We start from the raw sequence: 24,275 nt of genomic DNA, 5'->3' as shown, positions 1-24,275 counted from the left end.
TAGTCATTTGAGCGCAGAAATCTAAAAGTTGAAGTATTCTTTCGCGTTATGATAACTAATATCGCCTACAATTTTCCCAACCCATTCCATATCATTTGGCAATTCTCCTTTTTCTATATCTTCTCCGAAGATATCACACACTAACCGTCTGAAATATTCATGTCGTGGAAACGACAAGAAGCTTCGAGAATCGGTCAACATCCCTACCAAACGGCTCAATAGCCCCATATTCGACAACGCGTTAATCTGCTTAGTCATACCATCTTTTTGATCTAGGAACCACCAGGCTGATCCAAACTGAATTTTTCCTTTGATTGATCCATCGTTAAAATTTCCGATCATGGTGGCGATTAATTCATTGTCAGCTGGGTTCAGATTGTATAAAATCGTTTTTGTCAGCTTATCCTGGTTATCCAATCTGTTAAGGAACTTAGAAAGTGCTCTCGCTTGGCTAAAGTCACCGATGGAATCCCAGCCTGTATCCGGTCCGTTTAAGCGTAACATACGCGCATTGTTATTACGTAGGGCACCTAGATGATACTGTTGAACCCAACCTTTTTCGTGATCCCATTCCGCGAATTGCACTAACATAGCCGATTTGAACTTCAAATTTTCGCTAGGTGTCAAAGTTTGTTTTGCTCTTATTTTTTCGAAAATAAGGGCAATCTCCTGATCGGTATAGTCTTCGGCGTAAATCTGCTCTAACCCGTGATCAGAAACAGAACAACCGTTTTCTGCAAAGAAGTCGTGTCTTGTCTTCAGTGCGTCTAAGTAAGCCGCATAACTTCCGATAGATGTATTTGTCACTGCTTCCACTTGATCGATATAAGTGTTCAGCGCTTCAACATCGTCTGCGTTCATGGCTTTATCCGGACGAAAAGCCGGAAGCATCTTGAAGCTTTCATTCTCCTGCGCAAACTGCTGATGAAAATTCAAGGAGTCTATCGGGTCGTCCGTCGTACATACGACCTCAACATTCATCATTTTCAATAACCCCCGAACAGAATAACCCGGCTCTGCCAATTTAGCCGCCGTCTCTTCATAGATCTTTTCCGCTGTTTTAGGAGATAGTAAATCCTTGATGCCAAAGTAGCGCTGAAGTTCTAAGTGTGTCCAATGGTACAAGGGATTACGCAATGTATATGGAACAGTTTCCGCCCATTTTAAAAACTTCTCCTTGTCGGAAGCATCTCCGGTAATATATTTCTCATTTACCCCGTTGGCACGCATGGCGCGCCATTTATAATGGTCGCCATTCAACCATACCTGACTTATGTTTTCAAATTGCGTGTCATTCACAATTTGTTCTGGTATCAGGTGGTTGTGGTAATCGATAATCGGCAAGCTCTTTGAAAACTGATGATATAACGTTTCTGCTGTCTTACTGTTTAATAAAAAGTTATCGTCTAAAAATGCTTTCATGATTATATAGTTTTATAAACTTACTCCTCTTTTCCAAGGAATGAAGTCGTCTTGATTTAACTGTACTGCTTTTGGTATTACTTCTCCACTGGCGGCTTTAATGCAATATTCTAAGATATCTTCGCCCATTTGCTCGATGGTTTTATCGCCGTCAATGATAGCCCCCGTATTGATATCAATTATATCTCCCATGCGTTGAGCCAACGCGTTATTGGTAGCTACCTTAATAACAGGGCAAATCGGGTTTCCCGTAGGCGTGCCAAGCCCCGTGGTAAACAAAATTAGGGTAGCGCCCGAAGCGGCCTTTCCGGTTGTTGCCTCTACATCATTACCGGGCGTGCACACGAGATTTAGCCCCGGTTTCGTTGCTTCTTCGGTATAATCCAGTACGTCAACCACCGGCGACGTTCCGCCTTTTTTAGCCGCTCCTGTACTCTTTATAGCGTCGGTAATCAGACCATCCCGAATATTTCCTGGAGACGGGTTCATGTGAAACCCAGAACCAACATCTTCTGCCGCCTGACTGTACGCCGTCATTAGTCTAATAAATTTATGAGCTGCTTCGGGCTCAATCGTTCTATCGATTAGATTTTGTTCGGCCCCACACAATTCGGGAAACTCTGCCAACAGCACTTTGCCCCCTAAAGCGACCAGCAAATCAGACGTATATCCTACAGCCGGGTTGGCCGATATCCCGCTGAAACCGTCGCTACCACCGCATTTTACCCCCAAGGTTAATTTACTCAACGGAGCAGGTTGCCGTTCCAATTTATTAATTTCTATCAGTCCGACAAAGGTCTTTTGTATAGCTTCCTGAATGAGTTGTTCTTCGCTTTTGGACTGTTGTTGTTCAAAGACATAAATCGGCTTTTTAAAGTTCGGGTTTCTTTCTTTGATGTCGGCCAATAGATCATTTAACTGCAGATTTTGGCAACCGAGACTTAATACCGTGACACCAGCCACATTAGGGTGATCGGCGTACGCTGCTAATAGCTTTCCTAGAACCGCAGCATCTTGTCGGATACCGCCACATCCTCCCTGATGATTTAAAAACTTGATACCATCTACATTCTTAAAGACACGATTTTGCTTATGGGTGGTTACGCTCAACTGCTCGGGCAGCAGGGTGCTGATATCCTGTCCGTCTTCATATGCAGCAAGCAACTCACGGGTGAAAGCCCGGTATTTTCCCGTGACCGAATAACCCAACTCATTGTGAAGTGCTTCCTTGATAACATCAAGGTTTCTGTTTTCACAAAATACGGTGGGGATAAAAAGCCAATAATTGGCTGTACCCACTTTGCCATCGGAGCGAACATACCCGTTAAAGGTTCTGCCTTCGAAACGCGAAACATCGGGCATTTCCCATGTGTATTCATAAGGGCGGAATCTATAGGGATCTGCAGCATGTTTTGTATTGTCCGTATTCATAATCCCCCCTTGCTGCACGGCATACTGTGTTTTTCCCACGAGTACCCCATACATATAAATTTCACTCCCTTGGTGCATTTCCTGCATAAAAAACTTATGCTTCGCCGGTACGTCGTCCTGTAGGGTATAAACAACGCCGTCAAATTCAATTTGCTCACCCTTTGACAAATCCTGCAATGCCACCAATACATTATCCTTCGGGTGGATCCTTAATATTCTATTTGCCATTCTGCGTTTAACTTTTCAATTGTTTTCAATACACCGTTTGTGTTCATTTCTTGTAGATAATGTTGTACGGTCGATTCAAACTCCGAATATGCTGTCAAATCTTTTCCCCATAGGCTATCATCACGGAGCACATCGGATACTACCGTCTCTCTATTCTTCCAATGGTTTAACATGGCTAGTGCAAACTCGTCTTGAACGACAATTTTCTGCCCGTTAATCTCCTGTACATACTGACCATCTTGCTCTTCAGTATCCATAAACTTGATATAGGCGGCGAAACCCAACGCGATGTGTTGCGGAGGAACGAGATTCTTCGTATACCATTTTTCTAGCAATGCGATATTGCGCATATTCATCTTCGACGTATAGTTTAACGCAATGTTTTCCCATCGATGCTCAAGAAAGGGGTTGCTAAACCTATCGATCACACGATTCGCAAAATCCTCCACATCCTGTGTCTTAATGTTTTGATCGACTATAGATTTACCTATCTCATTTTTCATCAGGCCACGGACGAAAGCATTAAACGCCTCATTTTGCATCGCCTCTTTGACGGTTATAAAGCCACTCCACAACGCCGCTGCACAACTTAGCGTATGTGTCCCGTTTAAGAGGCGCAGCTTAATTTCCTTGAACTTATCGATAGACGGAACAAGTACTACACCGCCGTCTACTTCTGTGAACGAAAGGACATTCCTCACGCGTTGCGAATCGGTTTCGATGGCCCATAAACGGAACGGCTCCGCCATGATCATTAGCTTATCCTGATACTCCAGCTCCTGTTCCGTTTGTTGTTGCTCCTCGCTCGGCAAACGACCCGGCACAATACGATCTACCAACGTGTTGCAGAAGTCATTGGCCTCGTCTAGCCACGTTAAAAACCCTTTTTCCAGGTTATTCTGAGCGACCAAACTGTGTAAAATTTTCTTCAGTTTTGTTGCATTGTCGGAAATCAATTCTGTAGGGAGCACCACGAGCCCTTTTGTCGTATCACCACCAAAGTGTCGGTACCGTTCGTACAGGAAGGACAATAATTTTCCGGGAAACGAGGCAGGAGGACCGTCTGTTATCTTATCGTTACTCAACACGATCCCTACTTCCGTTGTATTGGAAAATACAACTTGCATTTCCGGGTTCCGTGCCGCTTCAAGGATAGCTTGCCAATCTTTCGAGGCTGACAAAACCCTTGAAATCGCATTATTGACACTGTATCGAATGACTTCCCGTCCATCCTCTATTCCTTTGATACATAAGGTGTATAACCCTTCCTGCTCTGCAAATTCATCCGTACCAGATGATGCTGTTGATTTAACAACCAAAATGCGCCCGTTAAACAGGCCCTCTTTATTTGCCTTGTCAACAAAATAATCGGGCAAGCCCCTCAACAGCACCCCAGTGCCAAATTGCAACACACGTTCCGGCAAGTCGAACGAATTGCCTTCGGGCAGTTCAACCTTGCTCGCATCTATTTTTCCTATATTCTCTCTTGAAAGTAACATATCTCTACTTTTTTATCTCCTTATTTTTCTTCCACTTGGGGTAGTCTTTTTCCAACAGTTTCGCCGGCCAATTCCCAAACCATGCATACCCATTCTTTCGTTCATCTGATATTTGTGAAAAATCGTAAGTCACGCTATTGTCCCGATCGCCGAATAGCGGTTTATTATTCTCGATATCATAAAATCTCGACCATATCACGGAAGTGCTATCGGCGACCAAGTCACGAACCGTTTTTCCTGTTTTCGGATCTTTTGTCTTATCAAATCGATATCCTTCTAGATCATGTGCGGCAAACCAACGAATAGCAGATTCTACAGCTTGTTCTATTGCTGGTGTAACGGGCTGCTGCATTAAAAAACGAACAATGTTGACCGATTCCGATGTACTTAGCGAAGCTGGCTCAAAAGCTCTGGCCTGTTCTGGCCGTAACGTTTTTTCATCATATTGCGCGGCCCAGATGGTTAAAGAGTCGTCCTGAACCACCTGTGTTTTCAATATACAATCTATGCCTCTCGCCAATGCATCTGCCGCACGTCTTTTTAACTTGTCCTCACCTAGTGCGGCAAAACCCGCTTTTTCCTTCACTAAGTTGTCCAACACGGTTAACACATTAATCATTGCGTTATCATTATAGGTGATTTGTCCCCGATATAAGGACTTGTTAGGATAGTATTGCGGAAAACCCCCATTTTCATATTGTGCTTCCAACAAATATGCTACCCCTAGACGAGCTGCGTTTAAATAATCAGCGTTCTGCGTTTTGGCATAGGCCTCCATTAATATGTTAATTTCGCGCGTTGTTGCTCCATTGTCAATCGTAGCCTGTTCTTCGCCCGTGGCTTTAATTTTCTGAAGTAATTCCTTCGTTAATGGTAAAGCATAATTGACTGCTTTCTTATCAACTTGTTTTCCCCATGCTCCATTGGGAAGCTGGTATACCAGCACCTTCTCTGCTAAACTATCTTTTAGCCTCTCCTGCGCAAAAACAGAATACGATACCGAGAGCAAACAATAAAACAATATGGAAAACCTAATACGCATCATTTATTTCGCTTTTTTCACTAACCAGTGTATCAGTTCATGCGCTGCGTCAAAGTTCTGATATTCTGCCGGAAGTTTGCGCCCATCTACATATTCATTGTACAACCACGGATCACCAATAGCGAAAACAGTTCCTTTACCAAATTTTGCTGTTGCGATGATGGTATCGCCGTTGTCTTGCACGAGCGCTTTTGCCGGCTTTGTAACCTCGATGGTCGAGATTTCTTTTATATAAATCTTCTTTGTCTTCTTGAAAATCTCTGTTTTCGCCGGCATAATAATAGCGCCCTCCGCATAATTATTTCCTTTCACCATATTCCGGTTGTCTTCATTAAACGTGATCCCGAATTTTTTAGGCAGGGTATTGAACTTCGTTATCTCACAATTGCCCGCATCATTGAGCAATAGCACCAACACACCTCCTGCCCGAACCCAACTTGCAATCTCATCCGCATCCGCTTCGTTCATGTAATTTGGACTCGTTGTCTCCTTCTCCGTATCAGGATCAACAATGATATAAATATCGGTGTTTGCCAACTTCTCCTGGGTTGGTGCTTCACGCAATGTGTTCAATTTGCCTCCATATTCTTCAAATATGCGCCCTAACAAAAAGAAACCGTTATTGTCCTGACCGTCCCAAAGGTAATGATAAGGCTTCAATTGACCGTCCGGTGCCTTCTTGTACTCATTGTTATAATGATTATCCAACATCACATTTATTTTTCCTCCTTTTGCTGTTTTTGCAAATTCGAGTTCGGATGCGGCTAGGATAAAAGGGCCAACACCTTTAGGATCATTAGGTTTCACGGGTTCACTCATATAGTATGCAAAGCTCCCATCACGGTAATTTTTTGATCCTCCCAATCCGGAAACAGTTACGACATGGTTAATATTCACACGGTCAGGGCCGCCCGGGGTGACGAACTGTTTTACCAAGCCGGTATACCCCTTATCAATTGATTCTTGGAAGTCCTCTTTTGCCACATATCCTTTTCTAACAGCCTTCGCCATCGCATATACGAACATACTGGACGCCGAAGCCTCTAGATAATTTCCTTCGCGAGCAGCTAAATCAACAATATCATACCATACCCCTGTTTTACCATCTTGGTGTTTCGCAATAGCCGTCAACGTTCGGTTCAAGATTTGTAAGAGCTTTTCTCTACCGGGATGCTCCTGTGGGAAATAATCTAGCACATCCACCAAAGCCATCGCATACCAGCCAATTCCCCGTCCCCAAAAATGTTTGGAAAGTCCTGTTGTCGGATCTGCCCATCGTTCGCTACGGGATTCGTCCCAACCGTGGTACAGTAATCCCGTTTTTTCATCTCGCGCATGATTTTCCATATACGTAAACTGGTTTACGATATCATCAAACGCACTATCGATACCCATCAAAGCAGCATACTCTGTATAAAAGGGTTGTGCCATATAGAGTCCATCCAGCCACATTTGATGCGGATAGATTTTCTTATGCCAAAATCCGCCCTCATTGGTCCGAGGATGTGTCAAGATCTGGTTATAGATCTTTTCACTGGCTTTTAAATATTTCTGCTTCCCCGTGACCTTGTACAGGAACAATAATGAGCGGCCATTTTTGATATGGTCGATATTATACTCTTCTGGTCTATAATTTCGGATATCACCGTCTTCCATTACAAACTGATCCATCCAGCCTTGTATATAGTCGAAATACGTTTTATTGCCTGTATTCCGCCATACCTCCACCATGCCTTCCAATACTACGCCCATGTCGTAGGTCCACTGGGGCCCCTTATCCACATTGGTGAACCGGGCATCTTTATACAGCGAATCCATCGCCGTAATGGCCATTTTCTCGGATAGTTTCTGTTGCCCAACACCGAGCTGTGTTAACAACAGTAAACAAACTACAAAACTTATATTCTTCTTCATTTTTTATCCCCTACTTTATCACCAACGCTTTTTCTGATGCATCGTTGCATCCCCAAACCATGAGCAAAGTGATATATATTATTCTGATATCTTGTTTCTTTCGTATCATTTTCCCCTTTATTTGTTTAGTTCTTGGCTATTTCGCTTAGACAAGTCTACACCGTTTGTCTAGAAAAAGAAAGAAAAAACTATGCAATCGTTACCGGAGAACCGGATGTTTATTTATTACTGATTTGGCGTCCCAATCACCGAAAACAGTTGATAGTGTTAACTTTCCTGCCTCTTCGTCCGTGAGCTGCCTAGACCATTTGACACGACTTTGTGACAAAGCGCCCCCTCCCTTATTTTTATATTCTGCATAAAAAGCAGTTTGTTCGTTGCTCTCCTTCCCCCAGTTGTGCCATCCTTCCGGAACGATAAATTCCGGTAAGATGCAATGCATAAACACGACTTTCGCATACGGCCGCCACGGACGACCTAAATAAAACCGTTGCACATCCTCAGCTCCCGTGATGATACAATTATTGAATATATAGCCGTATTCAGCTGTTTCAGGGGTTGAAGCGGCGGTAATATAGCCTGATTTCTTACAATGTAGCTCGCAGGCTTCAAACCAAGCTGTAGACGATCCAAAAATATAATCTACTGTTCCCTCAATATAACAGTTGACATATAATTGCCGCGCACCTTTACCATATGTATACAGCGTATCTTGAAAGCCTAAGAAACGACAGTTGATAAAGATTGCCTTATCCGCAGCCACCCATATCGCTACGGCTTGTCCCACAGGACCGGCACTATTTTCAAACGTGATATTCTCTGCAGTAAACCCATCTCCAATACAATAGAAACTGGATGAGCCCGATGTGCCGATTTCTTCATCAAATATGTTTTTTTTCTGAGCAAAGTCATCATACGTCAGAATCGTATTAAATTTGTCTTCGCCAATGAGTTTTATATGCTGCTTCGGAAAAGCTAAGACAATCTTTTCTTTATACACCCCTTTTTTCACAAAAATCGTGGTTACATTTTTGCGAAAAGAAGAAACGGCATCGATGGCCTCCTGTACGGTCTCAAAATTACCGCTACCGTCTTTCGCCACGACGAAGTCATAGGATGCCCCCCACGCAGCTTCCATCCAGAAAAAAACCAAAATGATGAATAGGTTTGCCTTCATTAAATGTATTTTATTACTCCCTCTTTATTGGTCGAAGATAAATTTATACATTAATATTCAGTTTAGCAGCGGGTTAGCTTAAAATTAAGAACGCAAACGTTATCGGTAACGTTTGCGCACTAGTTTATACTGTAATTTCAGTTAACTAAACTCAATTACGGTCTTGATTCCGGAAAGTAGTGGTTTATTAACGTCGGTGAACAGTTCCGCCACGTCCTCGAACTTGACCCGTCGTGTAATAAACTGTTGAGCATCTAACGATTTGTCCTGTAAGCGCTCCATGACATATTCAAAATCACGCGCAACAGCATTCCGGCTACTCATCAATGTACCCTCTCGTTTGTGAAATTCCGGATGGCTAAAGTGTATCTCCTCTTTTTGCAAACCTACCAGCACATAGCGTGCACCATGCGCCATATATTGGAAAGCGTTATTGATAGCCGCTGTATTCCCCGTCGCGTCAAACAAAAGCGTAGGCATGTCACCATTCGTAATAGTTGCCAGTTGCTCCTGCACATCCGCATCTCGTGCCGAAACGGTGTAAGACGCCCCCAACTCTTTTGCATAAGCCAAGCGACTGTCGTCAACATCCAGCGCGATAACCTTTCCTCCCGCAATATTTGCCAAGGCGATAATCCCTAAACCTATTGGGCCTGCTCCCATCACCAGGACAAACTCTCCCGGAATAATACCGCCCCGCTGTATACCGTGGGCACCAATGGATAACGGCTCGACAAGTACGAGATCGTCATAATCCAAATCGGTGGCTTTACGTAAGGCATGCGACGGAACAACTACATATTCGGCCATAGCGCCATCGATATGGACGCCTAAAACACGCATATCATTGGTACAGTTTGGCTTGCCCATCCGCGAAGCAATATCTGTACCAGCTGTGAAATACGGGATTACCGTCACTTTATCCCCTGTTGTAAACCCTGCTGCGTCACCTTCTACATAGTCCGCAGCAACCTCATGCCCCAATACGCGGGGGTAAGTAAAGAAAGGCTGTCTGCCAGCAAACGCATGGATATCCGTACCACAAATTCCAATTTTTCGGATACGCAGCAAGGATTCTCCTTTTCCCGGCTTTGGGATATCTGCCTCTTCATACACAAATCGTCCCGGCTCGGCACAAATTAATTTCTTCATCCGTATATAATTTATTCTTTTAAATCTTTCGCTAAAGGTATATGCTGCTGCTCCAGGTCAAGAGCGACAAGATGAGCGACGGCCTCCGCCCCCCGTTCATTCAAATGTGTATTATCGATTACCCCTTTTGGATAATTGATATGTCCCTCCGGCAGATGTAAAAACAAACTGGCCGATTTCTCCTCGCCCAACTCGGTTAATAATTCCGATGTTTGTTGTGTCAAGTCGATAAGCGGCACATGTAAGCTGTCCGCTACCTTTCTTACCGCATCGGGATACGCACCATGCGTATCGACGAGCTTGCCGTCCTCGAATGCACGGCGGGCGATGGGTGTCAACAAGATGGGTTCGGCTCCTTTCGACCGAGCTTCCGTGACGAATAACGAAAGGTTTGCTTTGTATTCCTCAATCGTTGTTCCTGTATTCGGCTTATGGACTTTCTCATCATTGTGCCCAAATTGAATAAAAACATAATCTCCCCCTCTCAACCCGTCGCTTACTTCTTTCCAGATCCCTTCTCGAATACAGGACTTCGTGCTTCTCCCGTTCTTTGCCTTATTTAGCACATCCACATCGGGTCTGAACATCTCCGCAAATGCCACACCCCAACCCGTTTCCGGAAATTTGTCGGGCGCTTTTATAGCCATCGTAGAATCGCCTATCATCCAAACTGTTTTCTTAGATTTCGGCATAAAACTACACAGCAAAACCAATAAAAATATTCCCCAAAATGGGATGAACCTAGGTGTTTTCATTATTTTGTGGTTTACGTATGTTTATTCCCTTGCTTGCTTACACGATGTCAATATCTGATTTTTTTTAAAACTAAACTATAAAATTACGCGCAATCGTTGCCGGTAACGATTGCATATTTCTTTTTTTGTACACTCCTCAAAAATATGTATTCTTGTGATTACCAATACGTAAATCAAACACATAACAATGAATAAACTTTCTATACTTTCACTTGCTTTTGTGCTATCATCCGGCTCAGCAATTTATGCGCAAAGCCCACATGTTTCATCCGTATGGGTTGCTGATTTGGGCAACGGACAGTACCAAAATCCGATTTTACATGCCGATTATTCCGACCCGGATGCGATCCGCGTAGGCGATGACTTTTATATGACTGCCTCGAGCTTCAATCATGCTCCAGGGCTTCCTGTATTACACTCAAAAGACCTAGTAAACTGGAAAATCGTCTCACACGCCTTGGCTAGGCAAATCCCAGAAGATGTATTCAACACGGTCCAACATGGAAATGGTATTTGGGCTCCTTCTATTCGCTATCATGAAGGCGAATTCTACATATATTGGGGAGATCCTGATTTTGGCATCTATATGATTAAAACGAAGGACCCTGCCGGAGACTGGTCAGCGCCCGTTCTGGTATTTGAGGGCAAAGGATTAATCGATCCCTGTCCGTTTTGGGACGAGGATGGCAATAACTACCTGTCTTTTGCGTATGCAGGGAGTCGCGCCGGACTGAAAAGTGTCGTTGCTATTGCGAAGCTCAATGCAACCGGTAGCAAAGTGTTGGATCGCGGCGTGATTGTTTATGATGGACATGAAGACGACCCAACTATTGAGGGGACCAAGATGCATAAACGCAATGGCTACTACTATTTGTTTGCTCCTGCGGGCGGCGTTTCTACCGGATGGCAGCTGGTATTACGTTCTAAAAATGTATATGGTCCCTATGAACGACACGTCGCCATGCATCAAGGAAGCACATCCATTAATGGCCCTCATCAAGGCGCTTGGATAGATACGCAAACCGGGGAGGACTGGTTTGTACACTTTCAAGATAAAGATGCATATGGCCGTATCGTTCACTTACAGCCTATGAAGTGGGTTGATGATTGGCCTATCATCGGTATAGAAAACGATATTAAGGGAACTGGGGAACCGGTATCGACATATAAAAAACCGAACGTTGGGAAAACGTATCCGATTGAGACTCCTGTCGAGTCGGATGAATTCGAAACACCACTACTTGGTAAGCAATGGCAATGGCAAGCCAACCCTGATGGTACCTGGCTTATGCCGAGCAAGCATGGGCACTTAACATTATACACACAACAAGTCCCAGAAAATCACAAAAATTTGTTAGATATTCCGCATGTGCTCACGCAAAAATTCCCTGCTGAGGAGTTTATGGCAACGACCAAGATGCGGCTTATAGCAAACGAGAAAATCGAGCATGAGCGTGCTGGGTTTGCTGCGGTAGGAGAAGATTACAGCCAGCTATACATCAAGCAAGACAAGGGCAAGCAAACACTCCATTATGCCAGCTGCAAGAATGGATTAACTTCAGGCGAAGAGTCGGTCACGACCATCACCGATTTGCAAGAAGGGGAGTACATATACCTCCGCGTAAAAGTAAACAAGGGGGCAGTCTGCCAATGGTCTTATAGCCTGGACGGCAAAAAGTATACAGCAGTAGGAGAAGCATTTACAGCAAAGCCGGGCAAATGGATCGGTGCCACGTTAGGGCTATACGCCGTACGTGACACGCAAATCAATGATAGCGGTTACGCAGAGTTTGATTGGTTTAGAGTAGAGCCTATTAAAGAATAAGCTATGCGGCTACACAAGATATTACTCGTTTTATTTATCTCCTTTGTCGCGATGGGGGGGAGAGCGCAGACGACAGACAACCGATTTGAGTTAGTTGTTTCTCAGGATGGATCAGGTGATTTTGCGACGATACAGGAAGCAATCAACCAGGTGAGGGATCATGCTGAAAAACGTGTGACTATTTATATCAAAGCAGGTATTTATAAAGAAAAGGTCGTTATCCCAGCTTTCAAAAGAAACATCACGCTAAAGGGAGAAGGGGCGGAAAAGTCGATCATTGAACATGACGATTATTCGGGCAAGCCTTTTCGGGGAGTCGATGTGACGGGGAATCCGAAGTTTAGCACGTACACATCGTATACGGTATTAGTTGCTGCGAATGATTGCTCGCTGGAAGATTTAACGATCGCCAACACAGCTGGTAGGGTAGGGCAAGCCGTGGCTTTGCATACGGAGGGGGACCGCATCACCGTACGCAACTGCCACATTTTGGGTAACCAAGATACACTCTATCTCGCGAAGGCGGGTACACGTACCTTTCTTGAGAATTGTTTTATCAATGGCACTACGGATTTTATTTTTGGTGCGGCAACTGCTTATTTTTCAAGATGTAATATTGAAAGCCTTCGTGACTCGTATGTTACTGCGGCATCCACAACGGCGGAAGACCCTTACGGCTTTGTATTCAAATCCTGCAGACTGACCACCAAGGACGAGCAGGTAAATAAGGTTTATCTCGGTAGACCTTGGCGCCCGTTTGCTAAAACGGTTTTCATCAACACGGAAATGGGGGCGCACATTACACCGGAGGGTTGGCATCCATGGCCGGGCGACAAAAATTTTCCCAACAAAGAGAAAACCACTTTTTACGCAGAATACGGTAGCTATGGGCCAGGAGCAAAAGACTTGTCGAAAAGAGTCGAATGGTCGCATCAATTGAAGAAATCAGATCTAAAAAAATACAGCCGTGAACAGGTACTAAACGGGTGGAATCCGTTATAAACAGTAAACTTATGAAGAAATATAGCCTAATAGTAATCATCTTTGCAGTAGGTGTCCTACTTGCTTCTTTCTCTAATCAAAAAGTAACCACCATCTACCTGATTGGCGACTCAACAGTCGCCGACTATTCGTTGGAGAACGATTACGATTCAAAACGATATCCATTGGTGGGTTGGGGGCAGATGTTCCAACCCTTCTTCCTTGCAGATAGTTTAAAGCACGTGGAACATCTTCTTGGCAAAGTAGACCAAGTGAAGGTTGACGATCGCGCCAAAGGGGGGCGTAGCACCCGTACATTTTTTCAAGAGGGCCGATGGTCTGCTGTCTATAACGCGCTTCAAAAGGGAGACGTTGTCATGATACAATTTGGCCACAATGATGCCGCGGAAAACAAGCCGGAGCGCTATGTAGATATTCAAGGCTATAAGGAGTTTCTGCGCCTGTTCATTAACCAAACACGCCAAAAAGGTGCCCTGCCTATTTTACTTACGCCGGTGGCGCGCAACTATCCGTGGAAGGATGGCAGACTCCACAATGTACATGGGGAATATCCGCAAGCCGTAAAAGAAGTGGCTGCCGAAATGGACGTCAAGCTAATTGATCTAAACGAGCTGTCGATGGCTCATTTCTCAGAAAAAGGACAAGATTATGTAACAAAAAATTACTTTATGAATTTTTCCGCGGGACAGTTTCAAGCTTATCCGGATGGACAAAAAGATAATACCCATTTCCAGACAGCAGGAGGCAAAGCTGTTGCTCAACTGGTTTTTGACGCGATAAAAGGATTGTAGCATATCAACAACGCTCCCTACAACGTTTGCGTAGCTTTTTTATCGACATTATTCGGTATTTATTAGCTAATATTGTAATAACATAATTAATAAACCGCATAAACTCTCTAGGAGAGTGTAATGTTTCAAAATGGAGTAGTAGTCCAAATTAAGCTAATCAAGCGGGACGGGTTTTGATGGGTCAGCGTAAAAGACAACCCATTTCTATCACCCGACAGAAGACGACAGTTACGAGCTGCCTAACAATTAATTTTTCAGAAAATTGCGTACGCTTTGCATCATATTACTTGCTGTCTTACCGCTTGTGGGTTCTCCACAAGCGGTTGGTCATTTAACAACATATACCAAGGAAAATGGCCCTTCCCACCGTACAGTATCGTGTATCACGAAAGATAAAGATGGTTTCCTTTGGCTAGGCACCTGGAATGGTATCAATCGATATGACGGAACCACTTTTAAAACGTTTGATGGTATTCAGCAAAACAGCGAATCTTTTTTATTGAATCGCCGAATCATACAGATTTTAGATGACGATGACTATTTGTGGATACTTACTTACGACCACCAAATCTATTGGTTTAACAAAACGACCGAAAGATTCCACACCTTATCCCCACTGATAAGACAATCCCTAGGGCGCACGATTCTATTTAATAAAATATTCCTTTTAACCGATGATTACATCTGGCTCGGCACAGAAAATCAAGGTATAGTGGCTGTCCCCCGTAGAGATCGGTTAGCCAAAATTTTACATTATAGCACGGAAAGTTCGAGGTCCTATCAAATTTCTTCGGATACTATTAATATCGTCCATCAGGATAAAAGCGGACATATCTGGATAGGGACTAACAAGGGGCTCGATCTCCTACAGCGGTTAGATAGAGAATATCAATCCACGGATAGCGTGTATACAGATGGGCCGGTCGTCAAATTTGCCTATGGAAAATGGGGCTCTGCATTTATAACCCATAATTCCGATATATTGTTAGTAAAAGATGGTCAACATCAAGTGCAGAAGATAAAGATAGGCGGAGATATCCTCCATGCTATCCTTTTCTCAAATTATGGTGATTTCCTATATGCAACACGTAATGACGGCTACCTATTTAGAGTTAACCTTTCTACGAAGGCTGTAGATAAACTCATCGAAGGACATCAATCCCTCTTTGGCATGTACGAAGATCGTAACGGAAATGTTTGGATAGAACAGGAAGGCGCTGTGCTCTACTTGGATCGACGCAACAATTTGTCACGCATTTTTAAACCGTTATATGCTAAACAGAATACGAAGACACCGTTTTTTTGCTTCGAAGACATCAACAATCGCGTATGGATCAGCATACGAGGAGGTGGTTTCGGCTACTTTGATGAAAATGCTCAGGAGGTTAAATTCTCGATAAACGACATTGGGTCGCAAACCACTGTTTTACCTCAATATAATTATCTTTTTTTCTATGATCATAATGGAGCTTTATGGTTTACCTCTGAGGAGAAAGGGTTTACCAAACTTGTTTTTTCCGATGTTGCATTTCATCATCATGATCTTTTTGTTGACAAGCATGGCGCTTTAAACGATGAGGTCAGAAGTTTGATGTTGGACGCAACATCAAAATTATGGGTAGGAACGAAAGCAGGTAACCTCTATGTCCAAGAGAACGAAAAGGCGATTTCGCCATTTACTGCGACCAGTTTTAAAGAATCTGATGGCGTCTACAGTCTTTTGGAAGATCATTCCGGTAATATTTGGATCGGGACGAAGGCTTCAGGATTATTTAAAGCCGCAACCAAAGGTGATGGGGGTTATACATTAAGTAGGATCACGAGCGAACAGCATGGGCTAAACGCCAATCAAATATATACATTGGTTCAAGATCAGAAACAACGTATCTGGATAGGTACTTTCGATAATGGATTATATAAATTGGAACATGGGTTTGGAAAGGTTGACGTGAAAAAAATCGCTTGGAAAAACCATGCGACGCAAAACAGATTATTCAACAAAATTCGCCACATCTCTTTTGATCAACATGGAAACTTGTGGGTTGCAACAACAGAAGGACTAGTGATACATGCCCCCCACGGAGAGACTCGTTTTTTCTTTGACACACCAAATCATACCATAAAACTGGGCGACAACGACATACAGTATATTTTCTCTGACGCAAAGGGATCCATGTACCTCTGTACGTCTGGCGGCGGACTCACAAAAGTGGACGGCAATCCCTTTGGAAAATTGAATTTCACAAATTACGGAAGGCGGGAAGGCCTTTACAACAGCTTTATTCTAGGTGGTATCGCCGATTCTACCGGCGACCTGTGGCTTTCCACGGAAGGTGGCTTAATCAAGTACGACCAACATCGTAAACAGTTTATGAACATGGATTCTGGAGATCGTCTTAATAGCCTGTCTTTCTCGGAGAAGACAGTGTCCGGAGCAGCGGAAAACCGTCTGTTCTTTGGGACCAACAAAGGCTTCCTCGAGGTAAGTCCCGCAAACATCCATGCAAACATCCAGGCGGTCAAGTTAGTGTTGACAAGGCTGTGGGTCAATAATGAGGAGCGAAATCTAATAGGTGAAAAGGAAAAAGTGAATATTCAGTATATCGATACGCTGATTCTCTCACACGACGAAAACAACATCAGTGTCGACTTTGCTTTGACAGATTTCTACACGAGCAACCATAATTTTTCATATAGGTTATTAGGATTGGACAGTATATGGCAGCAGAACGGGTCGCTAAATCGGGCGACATTCACCAATCTAAAACCTGGCCATTATCTATTTGAAGTAAAAGGGGAATATGATCTTGATACAGCTGAGCCTTTCCGAAGGCTTTCCATCGTCATACTGTCTCCTTGGTGGACTACATGGTGGGCTTATAGCCTTTATTTATGCCTCACCATACTCATACTAGTAATCGTTCGACACTTCGTTAAATCGATGTGGCTCCTAAAACAGCGCGTCATGATTGAGCAAAAGATGGCGGAAGTCAAAATGCGTTTTTTCACAAATATTTCGCACGAATTAAGAACACCTTTGACCCTCATTCTAAGTCCGGTGGAGCAACTGCTCAAGAGCACACAGCTAGATGAAGAAACTCGTCAGTACACACAATTAATCAACTTGAACGCAAAACGCATGCAGCGTTTTGTAGATCAACTCCTGGAATTAAGACAGATACAGGAAAACAGCTATCAATTGCATAAAGGCTCGACTGATTTTATTTCGCTTGTGCAACACGTGCTGGATGGTTTTCAAATTGCTGCAAGGGAAAAAAATATCCGTCTACAACACAATCTTCCCAATGCACCTTTATTTTTGAACATAGACCAGGATAATATAGAAATTGTTCTTTATAACTTGTTATCAAACGCCTTAAAATATACTTACCCCGATACGGAGATTGTCCTCGCTTTTGATGTAAATACAGCAACACGTGCTGTAACCCTTTCTATACGCGATCGGGGACCCGGCGTAAAAGAAGAAGCTTTAAACGAAATTTTTGAACTCTTCCATATAGAATCGACACCTTTGCTACAATCGGAAAAAAGCTCCGGTATCGGCTTATCTCTTGCCAAAGAGCTTATACAGTTACATGGGGGAGAAATATGGGCAAAAAATCGCGAGGGCGGAGGGCTGGAGGTTACCTTTTCTTTAATGTTGGATGAAGAACAATGCACCGAGCCTAAGGTTATTCCTGTTGTCCAAAAAAATATTGGTGCATATCCGGAACTCAATGCTGATAAGCAAAAAGAAGGCTCGGGAACAAAAGAACTAAAGGAACAAGTCCTTGTCGTTGAGGATAATGGAGAGCTCCGTGCCTTTTTGGTTTCGCAGCTGTGCAAGCATTATCAGGTCATAGAAGCAGAACGGGGTGATAATGGGCTATCTGCGGCGATAACTCATCAACCGGACATCATCGTTAGCGATGTGATGATGCCGGGTATGGATGGAATACAGCTTGTGAAACAATTAAGAGAGCAGACCGAAACAAGTCATATCCCTATTATTCTGCTAAGCGCAAAACACGCCATAGAAACGCAGATCCAAGGGCTCGAATATGGTGCAGATTATTATATTACCAAGCCTTTCCATTTGGATTTTCTATTAGCGTCTGTACAACGCCTTTTAAAGCAACGTAAGCTTCTTTTTGATCATATGTTAAATCAACGCGAACTGTTGATATGCACGGATGATATTATTATCACAGACCATGACCGGGAATTTCTCCGGAAAGTTATTTCCTTTGTGGAGGAAAAAATGGAATGTCCGACGTTAAGTATTGACCAAATAGCCGATTCGCTCAATATGGGTCGAAATACATTTTATAAAAAATTCAAAAGTTTGACTGATATCCCGCCAGTTGAGTTTGTACGTGACATGCGGCTTCAAAAAGCCAAAATATTACTAGATCAGGGGCTGGATAATATTACCGAAATCGCCTATCAAGTCGGTTTTAGTAACCCGAAGTATTTCAGTACCTGTTTCCGTGACAAGTTTGGTACGTCGCCTAAAGCATATTTTCAACAAAAAAAATATCCAGAAGGAAATAAACCCTAAAATCTCGCTTTCCAGAGAGACAGATTTAAAATTTGAACCTTATTGATCAAAATTTGGACCTCGAAAATGTCGATGTCTCTTATACTTGCATTGTCTTTTACTGCAATCGGTTGCATTTAAAGGTGCCATCATTATAAACCAAAGTAATATGAAACTAAATTTAATCACATCATTTTTTTTGATCAGTATAGCTTGTTATACCTATACTGCTCATGCAGGGGGATCTGATCCAGATCTGCTGCTGCAGACCGCAGCAGCCCAGAAGCTGATTGACGTCACAGGACGAGTGAACGATACCGACGGCAATCCAATAGAAGGCGTAACAGTAAGCGTCAAAGGAGGAAATAAAGTTACCTCGACCGATAATACCGGCCAGTATACTTTACAAGACATCGAAGAAAATGCCGTTCTCGTTTTTATGTATATGGGCAAGCAATCGCAGGAGGTCTTCCTGTCTGGGCGAACCCTTGTCAATATTGTTTTAGAGGGAAGTTCCTCGACCATAGAAGAGGTAGTTGCCATTGGATATGGAACGGCAAGGCGTAAAGATCTAACCGGCTCCGTTGCATCGATAAATGCGGAGCAGCTTAAAGATTTACCAACAGTCTCGGTGCTCCAGGCTATACAAGGGAGAATGCCGGGTGTTCATGTAACTGTGACAGAAGGGTCTCCAGATGCCGATATAAAGGTCCGTGTGCGCGGAGGAAACTCCATCACACAAGACAACGCTCCGTTATATATCGTGGATGGCTTCCGGGTCGCCAATATCAACGATATCCCCATGACTGACATCGAAACCATCGACGTATTGAAAGACGCTGCATCAACGGCCATCTATGGGTCAGAGGGGGCAAATGGTGTCGTATTGATCACGACTAAGTCTGGTAGAGGCGGCTCGCCTAGAATCGCATTTAGTTCGTTTTTGGGTGCCAGTAACGTCTACAACTTGACAGAAGTACTATCTCCCTACGAATACGTCTATTGGCAACGGGAACTCGATCCTTCTACTTCCGCCAATAACAGCTTCAATTCTATGTACGGGTTGTGGGAAGACCTGGATATCTATAAATCTAAAGCCGGCATCAACTGGCAAGACCGGCTTTACGGCAATACAGGTATACAACAGAATTACAATATTGGACTCAGTGGGGGCGACCAAGATGGCAGCTTAACGTATAATATTAATTACACCCGGGACGATGAAGATTATATCATGCTTAACTCTGCCTATCAGCGCGATTATGTTAGTGCCAAGCTCAATAAGAAAATCAGCCCTAAACTGTCTTTCGAGTTTAATTCGCGTATGTCTGCGACGGAAATACAGGGTCCCAGTATATCGGATGGTCGAAAACTCCGGGAAGCCGTTAAATATGCCCCGGTACGTAGTTTAGCCTCCTTGAACGAGGATGCCCTTGGCGGCGCAGAAGATATCACATCGCCCGAGGCATTAAGCTCGTTGCGAGATCCCGTTGTGAATGTGGAAAACGAATATAAAGATCAAAATCGTTTTAATCTCACGTTTAATGCCGGCTTCAACTGGAAAATTATCGATGGGCTGAACTTTAGCACCAAAGGATCCTTTGGCTATAATAAAGATTTTACGGATAACATCTGGGTACGGGGCACGGGACAGTCAAGCGCAAACGGCGGACAGCCCGTGGCGCGAAGAGAAGATAGAAAGGGAACCTTGTATTCTATACAAAACGTACTGACGTATGATTTTAATCTACAAGAAGATAAGCACCGTTTCACCATTGTGGGTGGGCAGGAAATCACGAATAGCCAACGGAACGATATGTTAATGGAGTCTAAGTTTTACCCCGAAGACTTCACACCTCAAGATGTACTCGCAATGTGGAATTACGGCACACCGCAACCTACCTATACCACCATTGGTGAGCCATCCCGGACTTCGTCTTTCTTTTCTCGCGTAAACTATACCTTCCGTGATCGATATATCTTAACACTCATCGGAAGAGTAGATGGGAAGAACGTTTTTGCGCCCGGTAACCGATGGGGCTTCTTTCCCGGTGCTGCTTTCGCCTGGCGTTTTTCCGATGAAGCTTTTATGGAGAATACACGTACATGGCTATCTGATGGAAAATTACGTTTAAGCCGTGGAGCGGTGGGCAACGCTAGAGTAGGTTCTTATTGGCGACAGGAATATGGCTTCGTCACCGGAGGTAATCAGTTGTATTACATCGGCGAAACGCCACAGAGTGCACTACGTACAAAAAACACGCTCAAAAATGAAAACCTAACCTGGGAAAGTACGGTCTCTACCAATATAGGTTTAGACTTAAGCTTCTTGAACAACCGGTTCAATGTCACCATCGATGCCTATAATAATATTACGAACGACCTGATTCTTCAAGTTCCTCTTCCTTCCAGTTCCGGCTATGCAAATCAATACCAGAACATCGGTAGCACTTCCAATAGGGGATTAGAGTTTTCGGCCTCAGCTGTGTTGATGGAAAAAAAAGACTTTCGGTTATCGGCTGACTTCAACATCTCGTTCAACAGAAATAAAATCCGGGCACTTCTCGATGGATTGGACGAGATGAATACACCCGCCTCGGCATGGTTAGATTTTGGGCGGGATGATTTCCGAGCTATAGTAGGACAACCTGTAGGGCTGATGTACGGATTTCTTTCAGATGGCTATTATACCTTTGATGATTTCCATTTTGATGGGGATCAAAATAAGTGGATCTTGAACGAAGGTGTGGTAGACGCTTCCCACGTTATGTCACGCTCCGGCAATTATTTTGGTCCGGGCCATATCAAGCTAAAAAAAATTGGAGAAGACGGAACCGTTGTTAACCCAGACGATGATCGGATGGTCATCGGTAGAGCACAGCCTAAACATACGGGGGGTTTTATGTTGAATAGCCGCTACAAAAATTTCGACTTAGCCGCAATGTTCAACTGGTCTTACGGAAACAACATCTATAATGCAGACAAAATTGATTTCACTGCCTATGAAGGATCAAAACGCTACCAAAATCTAAGTGCGGATATGCGGCTATCGGAGCGTTTTACCACCATCGATCCAGCTACCGGATACAACATTATGTTTGGAAACGAAGCGAATCCCGATATGTTCCGGGCTTTGAACGAAGGCAAGACCATGTGGAATCCGATGGCGGCGAATGCGCGCATCTTGACAGATTGGGCTATCGAAGACGGTTCGTTCTTACGGCTAAGCAACCTAACCCTCGGTTATACCCTACCTACACATATCGCCAACCGTTTGCTCATGCAAAACCTACGCGTGTACGTTGCGGGCTATAACCTTCATGTATGGACAAAATATACCGGACAGGACCCCGAAGTAGATACTCAAGGGAACGCATTAACCCCCGGTGTAGGGTATTCAGCCTATCCAAAATCTAAGAAAGTGTTGTTTGGATTAAATGTTACATTTTAAAGAGATGATGAAAATGAAAAAGATAATAGGAATAATTTCCATCGTGTTCGTCACGATTTTCACCGCATGTGAAAAATACTTAGAAACACAATCGCCTTCTTCGTTGAGCCCAGAGACCGTATTCAATACCAGCTCCATGGCAAAAGCAGCCGTCATGGGGCTTTATGGACGGATGACAGATACATATATATACGGTCAAAAACTTGCCGTAAACTGGCAAGGCGTATCGGATACGGAATCCAATGGTAGCTTTAGCGAGACGAACTATGTCCAACCGACTAGTGATTACGGTGCAGGCAACTTTTTTGGAGACGCCAATAATCAAACGACCCGCTGGCAACGTCTTTATGAGTTTGCCGAGATGTCCACGGCTGTCGTGGATGGCATCCGTAACTCCCCCATTTTGGAAAGCGATGCCGCGACTATGAAACCGCTGTTGGGAGAAGCACTTACGCTGAAATCGTTGGCATTCTTCGAGATAGCACGTTACTGGGGCGATGCACCTTATAAAAAAGAAGCTTCTAAATCCGACCTTTCCAACGTATATTCCGGAAAGTCAGACAAGGATACCATTTACCACTATCTGGTACAGGATTTAAACGAAGCGCAGTCGTACCTACCCTATAAAGGTGCTACGGGCGAATACGGCACCGTAGAGCGCGTTACCAAGGGCTTTGCAAAGGGTCTGTTGGCACGTGTAGCCTTATTTGCTGGAGGCTGGTCGCTCAGGGATGCGCGTCTATTCCCCAACTCTACCGCAGAAAAACACCCTACCATTCCCGAAACCAACGGTTACTACGTCGGCCGACCACAAAACTGGCGTGACTATTATGAGATTGCTGCGCAACATACCGCAGAGTTGCTTGGTTCGCCCGACAACCCACACGCCTTAGACCCGAGCTTTCAACATATATGGGAAACTGTATGTGGCGGACAATTGAACAGTTTTAATGAGAATCTTTTTGAAGTTGCTTTCGGTATGGGCCAAAATGGTGATGTCGGTTCGTTGATGGGCTACGCGGTCGCAGGCGGATCTAAATACGGATCGCGGGGCTTCGGCGGTAGCTATGTAACCTCTACCGCTTACTATTTTTACTCGTTCGACCGCGAAGATCAGCGTCGCGATGTAACGTTGACTTGGATTGGATACGGCGGGGATAACAAGGAAAATATAAGTACCAATCCCTATGATGTCAAATTTGGAAAATGGCGGATATATTGGATGTCCGATGCCTATCTAGCGATGCACAGAACCGCCAGTGGAAGGATTGCAACCGGTGTGAACTGGATTTTGATGCGCTATTCGGACGTTTACCTGATGTATGCCGAAGCGTTGAGCCAATTAGAAAACCCAGACGCCGTACATGAAGCTGCCGGCATATCGGCACGCCAAGCATTAGAAAAGGTACGTGAAAGAGCTTTCGGTCCCGGATCGTCAAAAATTACCCAATATGATCCCAACTTCCTAAATGCGGTTATCAACGAGCGCGCTTGGGAGTTTGGGGGAGAATCGATCCGAAAACAAGACTTGGTGCGTTGGGGATTGTTATACGACAAAATCGAAGACATGAAGAAAGCACTTTGTCTCATGTATGATAACACACGGCCTGTTACCATATTTGACAAAACGTATCAACCTTCGGATTTCCCCAAAACCGTCTACTACCGGTTCCGGAACGCAGAGTATATAGATCAAAACTCATTAAACTATTACGGCGATCTTCCCGCTAATCCCGGAGGCGACTGGTTGTCTGTCTCTTGGTTTCCAGAGGCAGCCAAAAAACCGGTCACTGTGGAGCAGGGCCGTACCTACAACTACACGATGTGGCCCGTGAGGACACTATTGGCAGGAACAGGCCTGATGGCCTCGTACGACTATTCGGAATTTCTATCTACTCTAACGTATGGAACCGAAATTCAGAATTTACTGCAACAATATAAGATGGGGAACGGTGTATGCAATTATCGTTATCCGTTCGCAATCTATGTGGACGATATCCGTGAGTCAAGGGGCTATCTGGAAAATTCATATGGGTATTAATGGTT

14 protein-coding genes are annotated in these 24,275 nt (G+C 44.0%); 6 read left to right on the top strand and 8 right to left on the bottom strand.

All coding sequences use genetic code 11. The features are described 5' to 3' along the window. Window positions 1-21: 21 nt before the first annotated feature. The 8 genes from uxaC to C5745_RS15170 form a co-directional block, all read right to left on the bottom strand. The gene (uxaC, locus tag C5745_RS15205; RefSeq protein WP_105717862.1) at window positions 22-1,422 is read right to left on the bottom strand and encodes a glucuronate isomerase; all 1,401 of its coding nucleotides are present in this window, start codon (window positions 1,420-1,422) and stop codon (window positions 22-24) included. Window positions 1,423-1,434: 12 nt separating this feature from the next. Further along, on the bottom strand, window positions 1,435-3,081 hold the full coding sequence (locus C5745_RS15200; protein ID WP_105717861.1) for a UxaA family hydrolase: 1,647 nt from the start codon (window positions 3,079-3,081) through the stop codon (window positions 1,435-1,437). Then, window positions 3,063-4,580, bottom strand: coding sequence for a tagaturonate reductase (locus C5745_RS15195; RefSeq protein WP_105717860.1), 1,518 nt, complete (start codon window positions 4,578-4,580; stop codon window positions 3,063-3,065). Before C5745_RS15195 ends, C5745_RS15200 begins: the two co-directional genes overlap by 19 nt. Window positions 4,581-4,584: 4 nt before the next feature. Further along, window positions 4,585-5,625 carry a pectate lyase gene (gene pelA, locus C5745_RS15190; RefSeq protein WP_243403368.1) on the bottom strand — a complete coding sequence of 347 codons (1,041 nt, stop codon included), beginning with the start codon at window positions 5,623-5,625 and terminating at the stop codon, window positions 4,585-4,587. Further along, a complete protein-coding gene (locus tag C5745_RS15185; protein ID WP_105717859.1) occupies window positions 5,626-7,536 on the bottom strand; it encodes a glycoside hydrolase family 88 protein in 1,911 nt (636 codons plus the stop codon). 199 nt (window positions 7,537-7,735) lie between these two features. After that, the gene (locus tag C5745_RS15180) at window positions 7,736-8,713 is read right to left on the bottom strand and encodes a pectinesterase family protein (RefSeq protein WP_105717858.1); all 978 of its coding nucleotides are present in this window, start codon (window positions 8,711-8,713) and stop codon (window positions 7,736-7,738) included. 141 nt (window positions 8,714-8,854) lie between these two features. Then, a complete protein-coding gene (locus C5745_RS15175) occupies window positions 8,855-9,865 on the bottom strand; it encodes a zinc-binding alcohol dehydrogenase family protein (RefSeq protein WP_105717857.1) in 1,011 nt (336 codons plus the stop codon). Window positions 9,866-9,876: 11 nt separating this feature from the next. Further along, the gene (locus tag C5745_RS15170; RefSeq protein ID WP_105717856.1) at window positions 9,877-10,620 is read right to left on the bottom strand and encodes a rhamnogalacturonan acetylesterase; all 744 of its coding nucleotides are present in this window, start codon (window positions 10,618-10,620) and stop codon (window positions 9,877-9,879) included. Between the two features lie 187 nt (window positions 10,621-10,807). On the opposite strand from C5745_RS15170, the gene C5745_RS15165 reads away from it, so the two are divergent. From C5745_RS15165 to C5745_RS15140, 6 genes are all read left to right on the top strand, one after another. Continuing rightward, complete coding sequence (locus C5745_RS15165) at window positions 10,808-12,445, top strand: glycoside hydrolase family 43 protein (RefSeq protein ID WP_105717855.1); 1,638 nt, start codon at window positions 10,808-10,810, stop codon at window positions 12,443-12,445. Window positions 12,446-12,448: 3 nt separating this feature from the next. Next, window positions 12,449-13,447, top strand: a complete 999-nt coding sequence (locus C5745_RS15160; protein WP_105717854.1) for a pectinesterase family protein — start codon at window positions 12,449-12,451, stop codon at window positions 13,445-13,447. Window positions 13,448-13,458: 11 nt separating this feature from the next. Next, window positions 13,459-14,238, top strand: a complete 780-nt coding sequence (locus tag C5745_RS15155) for a rhamnogalacturonan acetylesterase (protein WP_105717853.1) — start codon at window positions 13,459-13,461, stop codon at window positions 14,236-14,238. Window positions 14,239-14,500: 262 nt separating this feature from the next. Next, window positions 14,501-18,799 carry a hybrid sensor histidine kinase/response regulator transcription factor gene (locus C5745_RS15150; RefSeq protein ID WP_105717852.1) on the top strand — a complete coding sequence of 1,433 codons (4,299 nt, stop codon included), beginning with the start codon at window positions 14,501-14,503 and terminating at the stop codon, window positions 18,797-18,799. Window positions 18,800-18,947: 148 nt separating this feature from the next. Then, a complete protein-coding gene (locus tag C5745_RS15145) occupies window positions 18,948-22,229 on the top strand; it encodes a SusC/RagA family TonB-linked outer membrane protein (protein WP_105717851.1) in 3,282 nt (1,093 codons plus the stop codon). Window positions 22,230-22,242: 13 nt separating this feature from the next. Beyond that, window positions 22,243-24,270, top strand: coding sequence for a RagB/SusD family nutrient uptake outer membrane protein (locus C5745_RS15140; RefSeq protein ID WP_105717888.1), 2,028 nt, complete (start codon window positions 22,243-22,245; stop codon window positions 24,268-24,270). Window positions 24,271-24,275 lie beyond the last annotated feature (5 nt).

Origin of the sequence: Sphingobacterium haloxyli, assembly GCF_002980525.1 — a bacterium.
Lineage (GTDB): Bacteria > Bacteroidota > Bacteroidia > Sphingobacteriales > Sphingobacteriaceae > Sphingobacterium > Sphingobacterium haloxyli.
The sequence above is the reverse complement of the archived record's forward strand: the minus strand, read 5'-3'. Positions and strand labels throughout refer to the sequence as shown.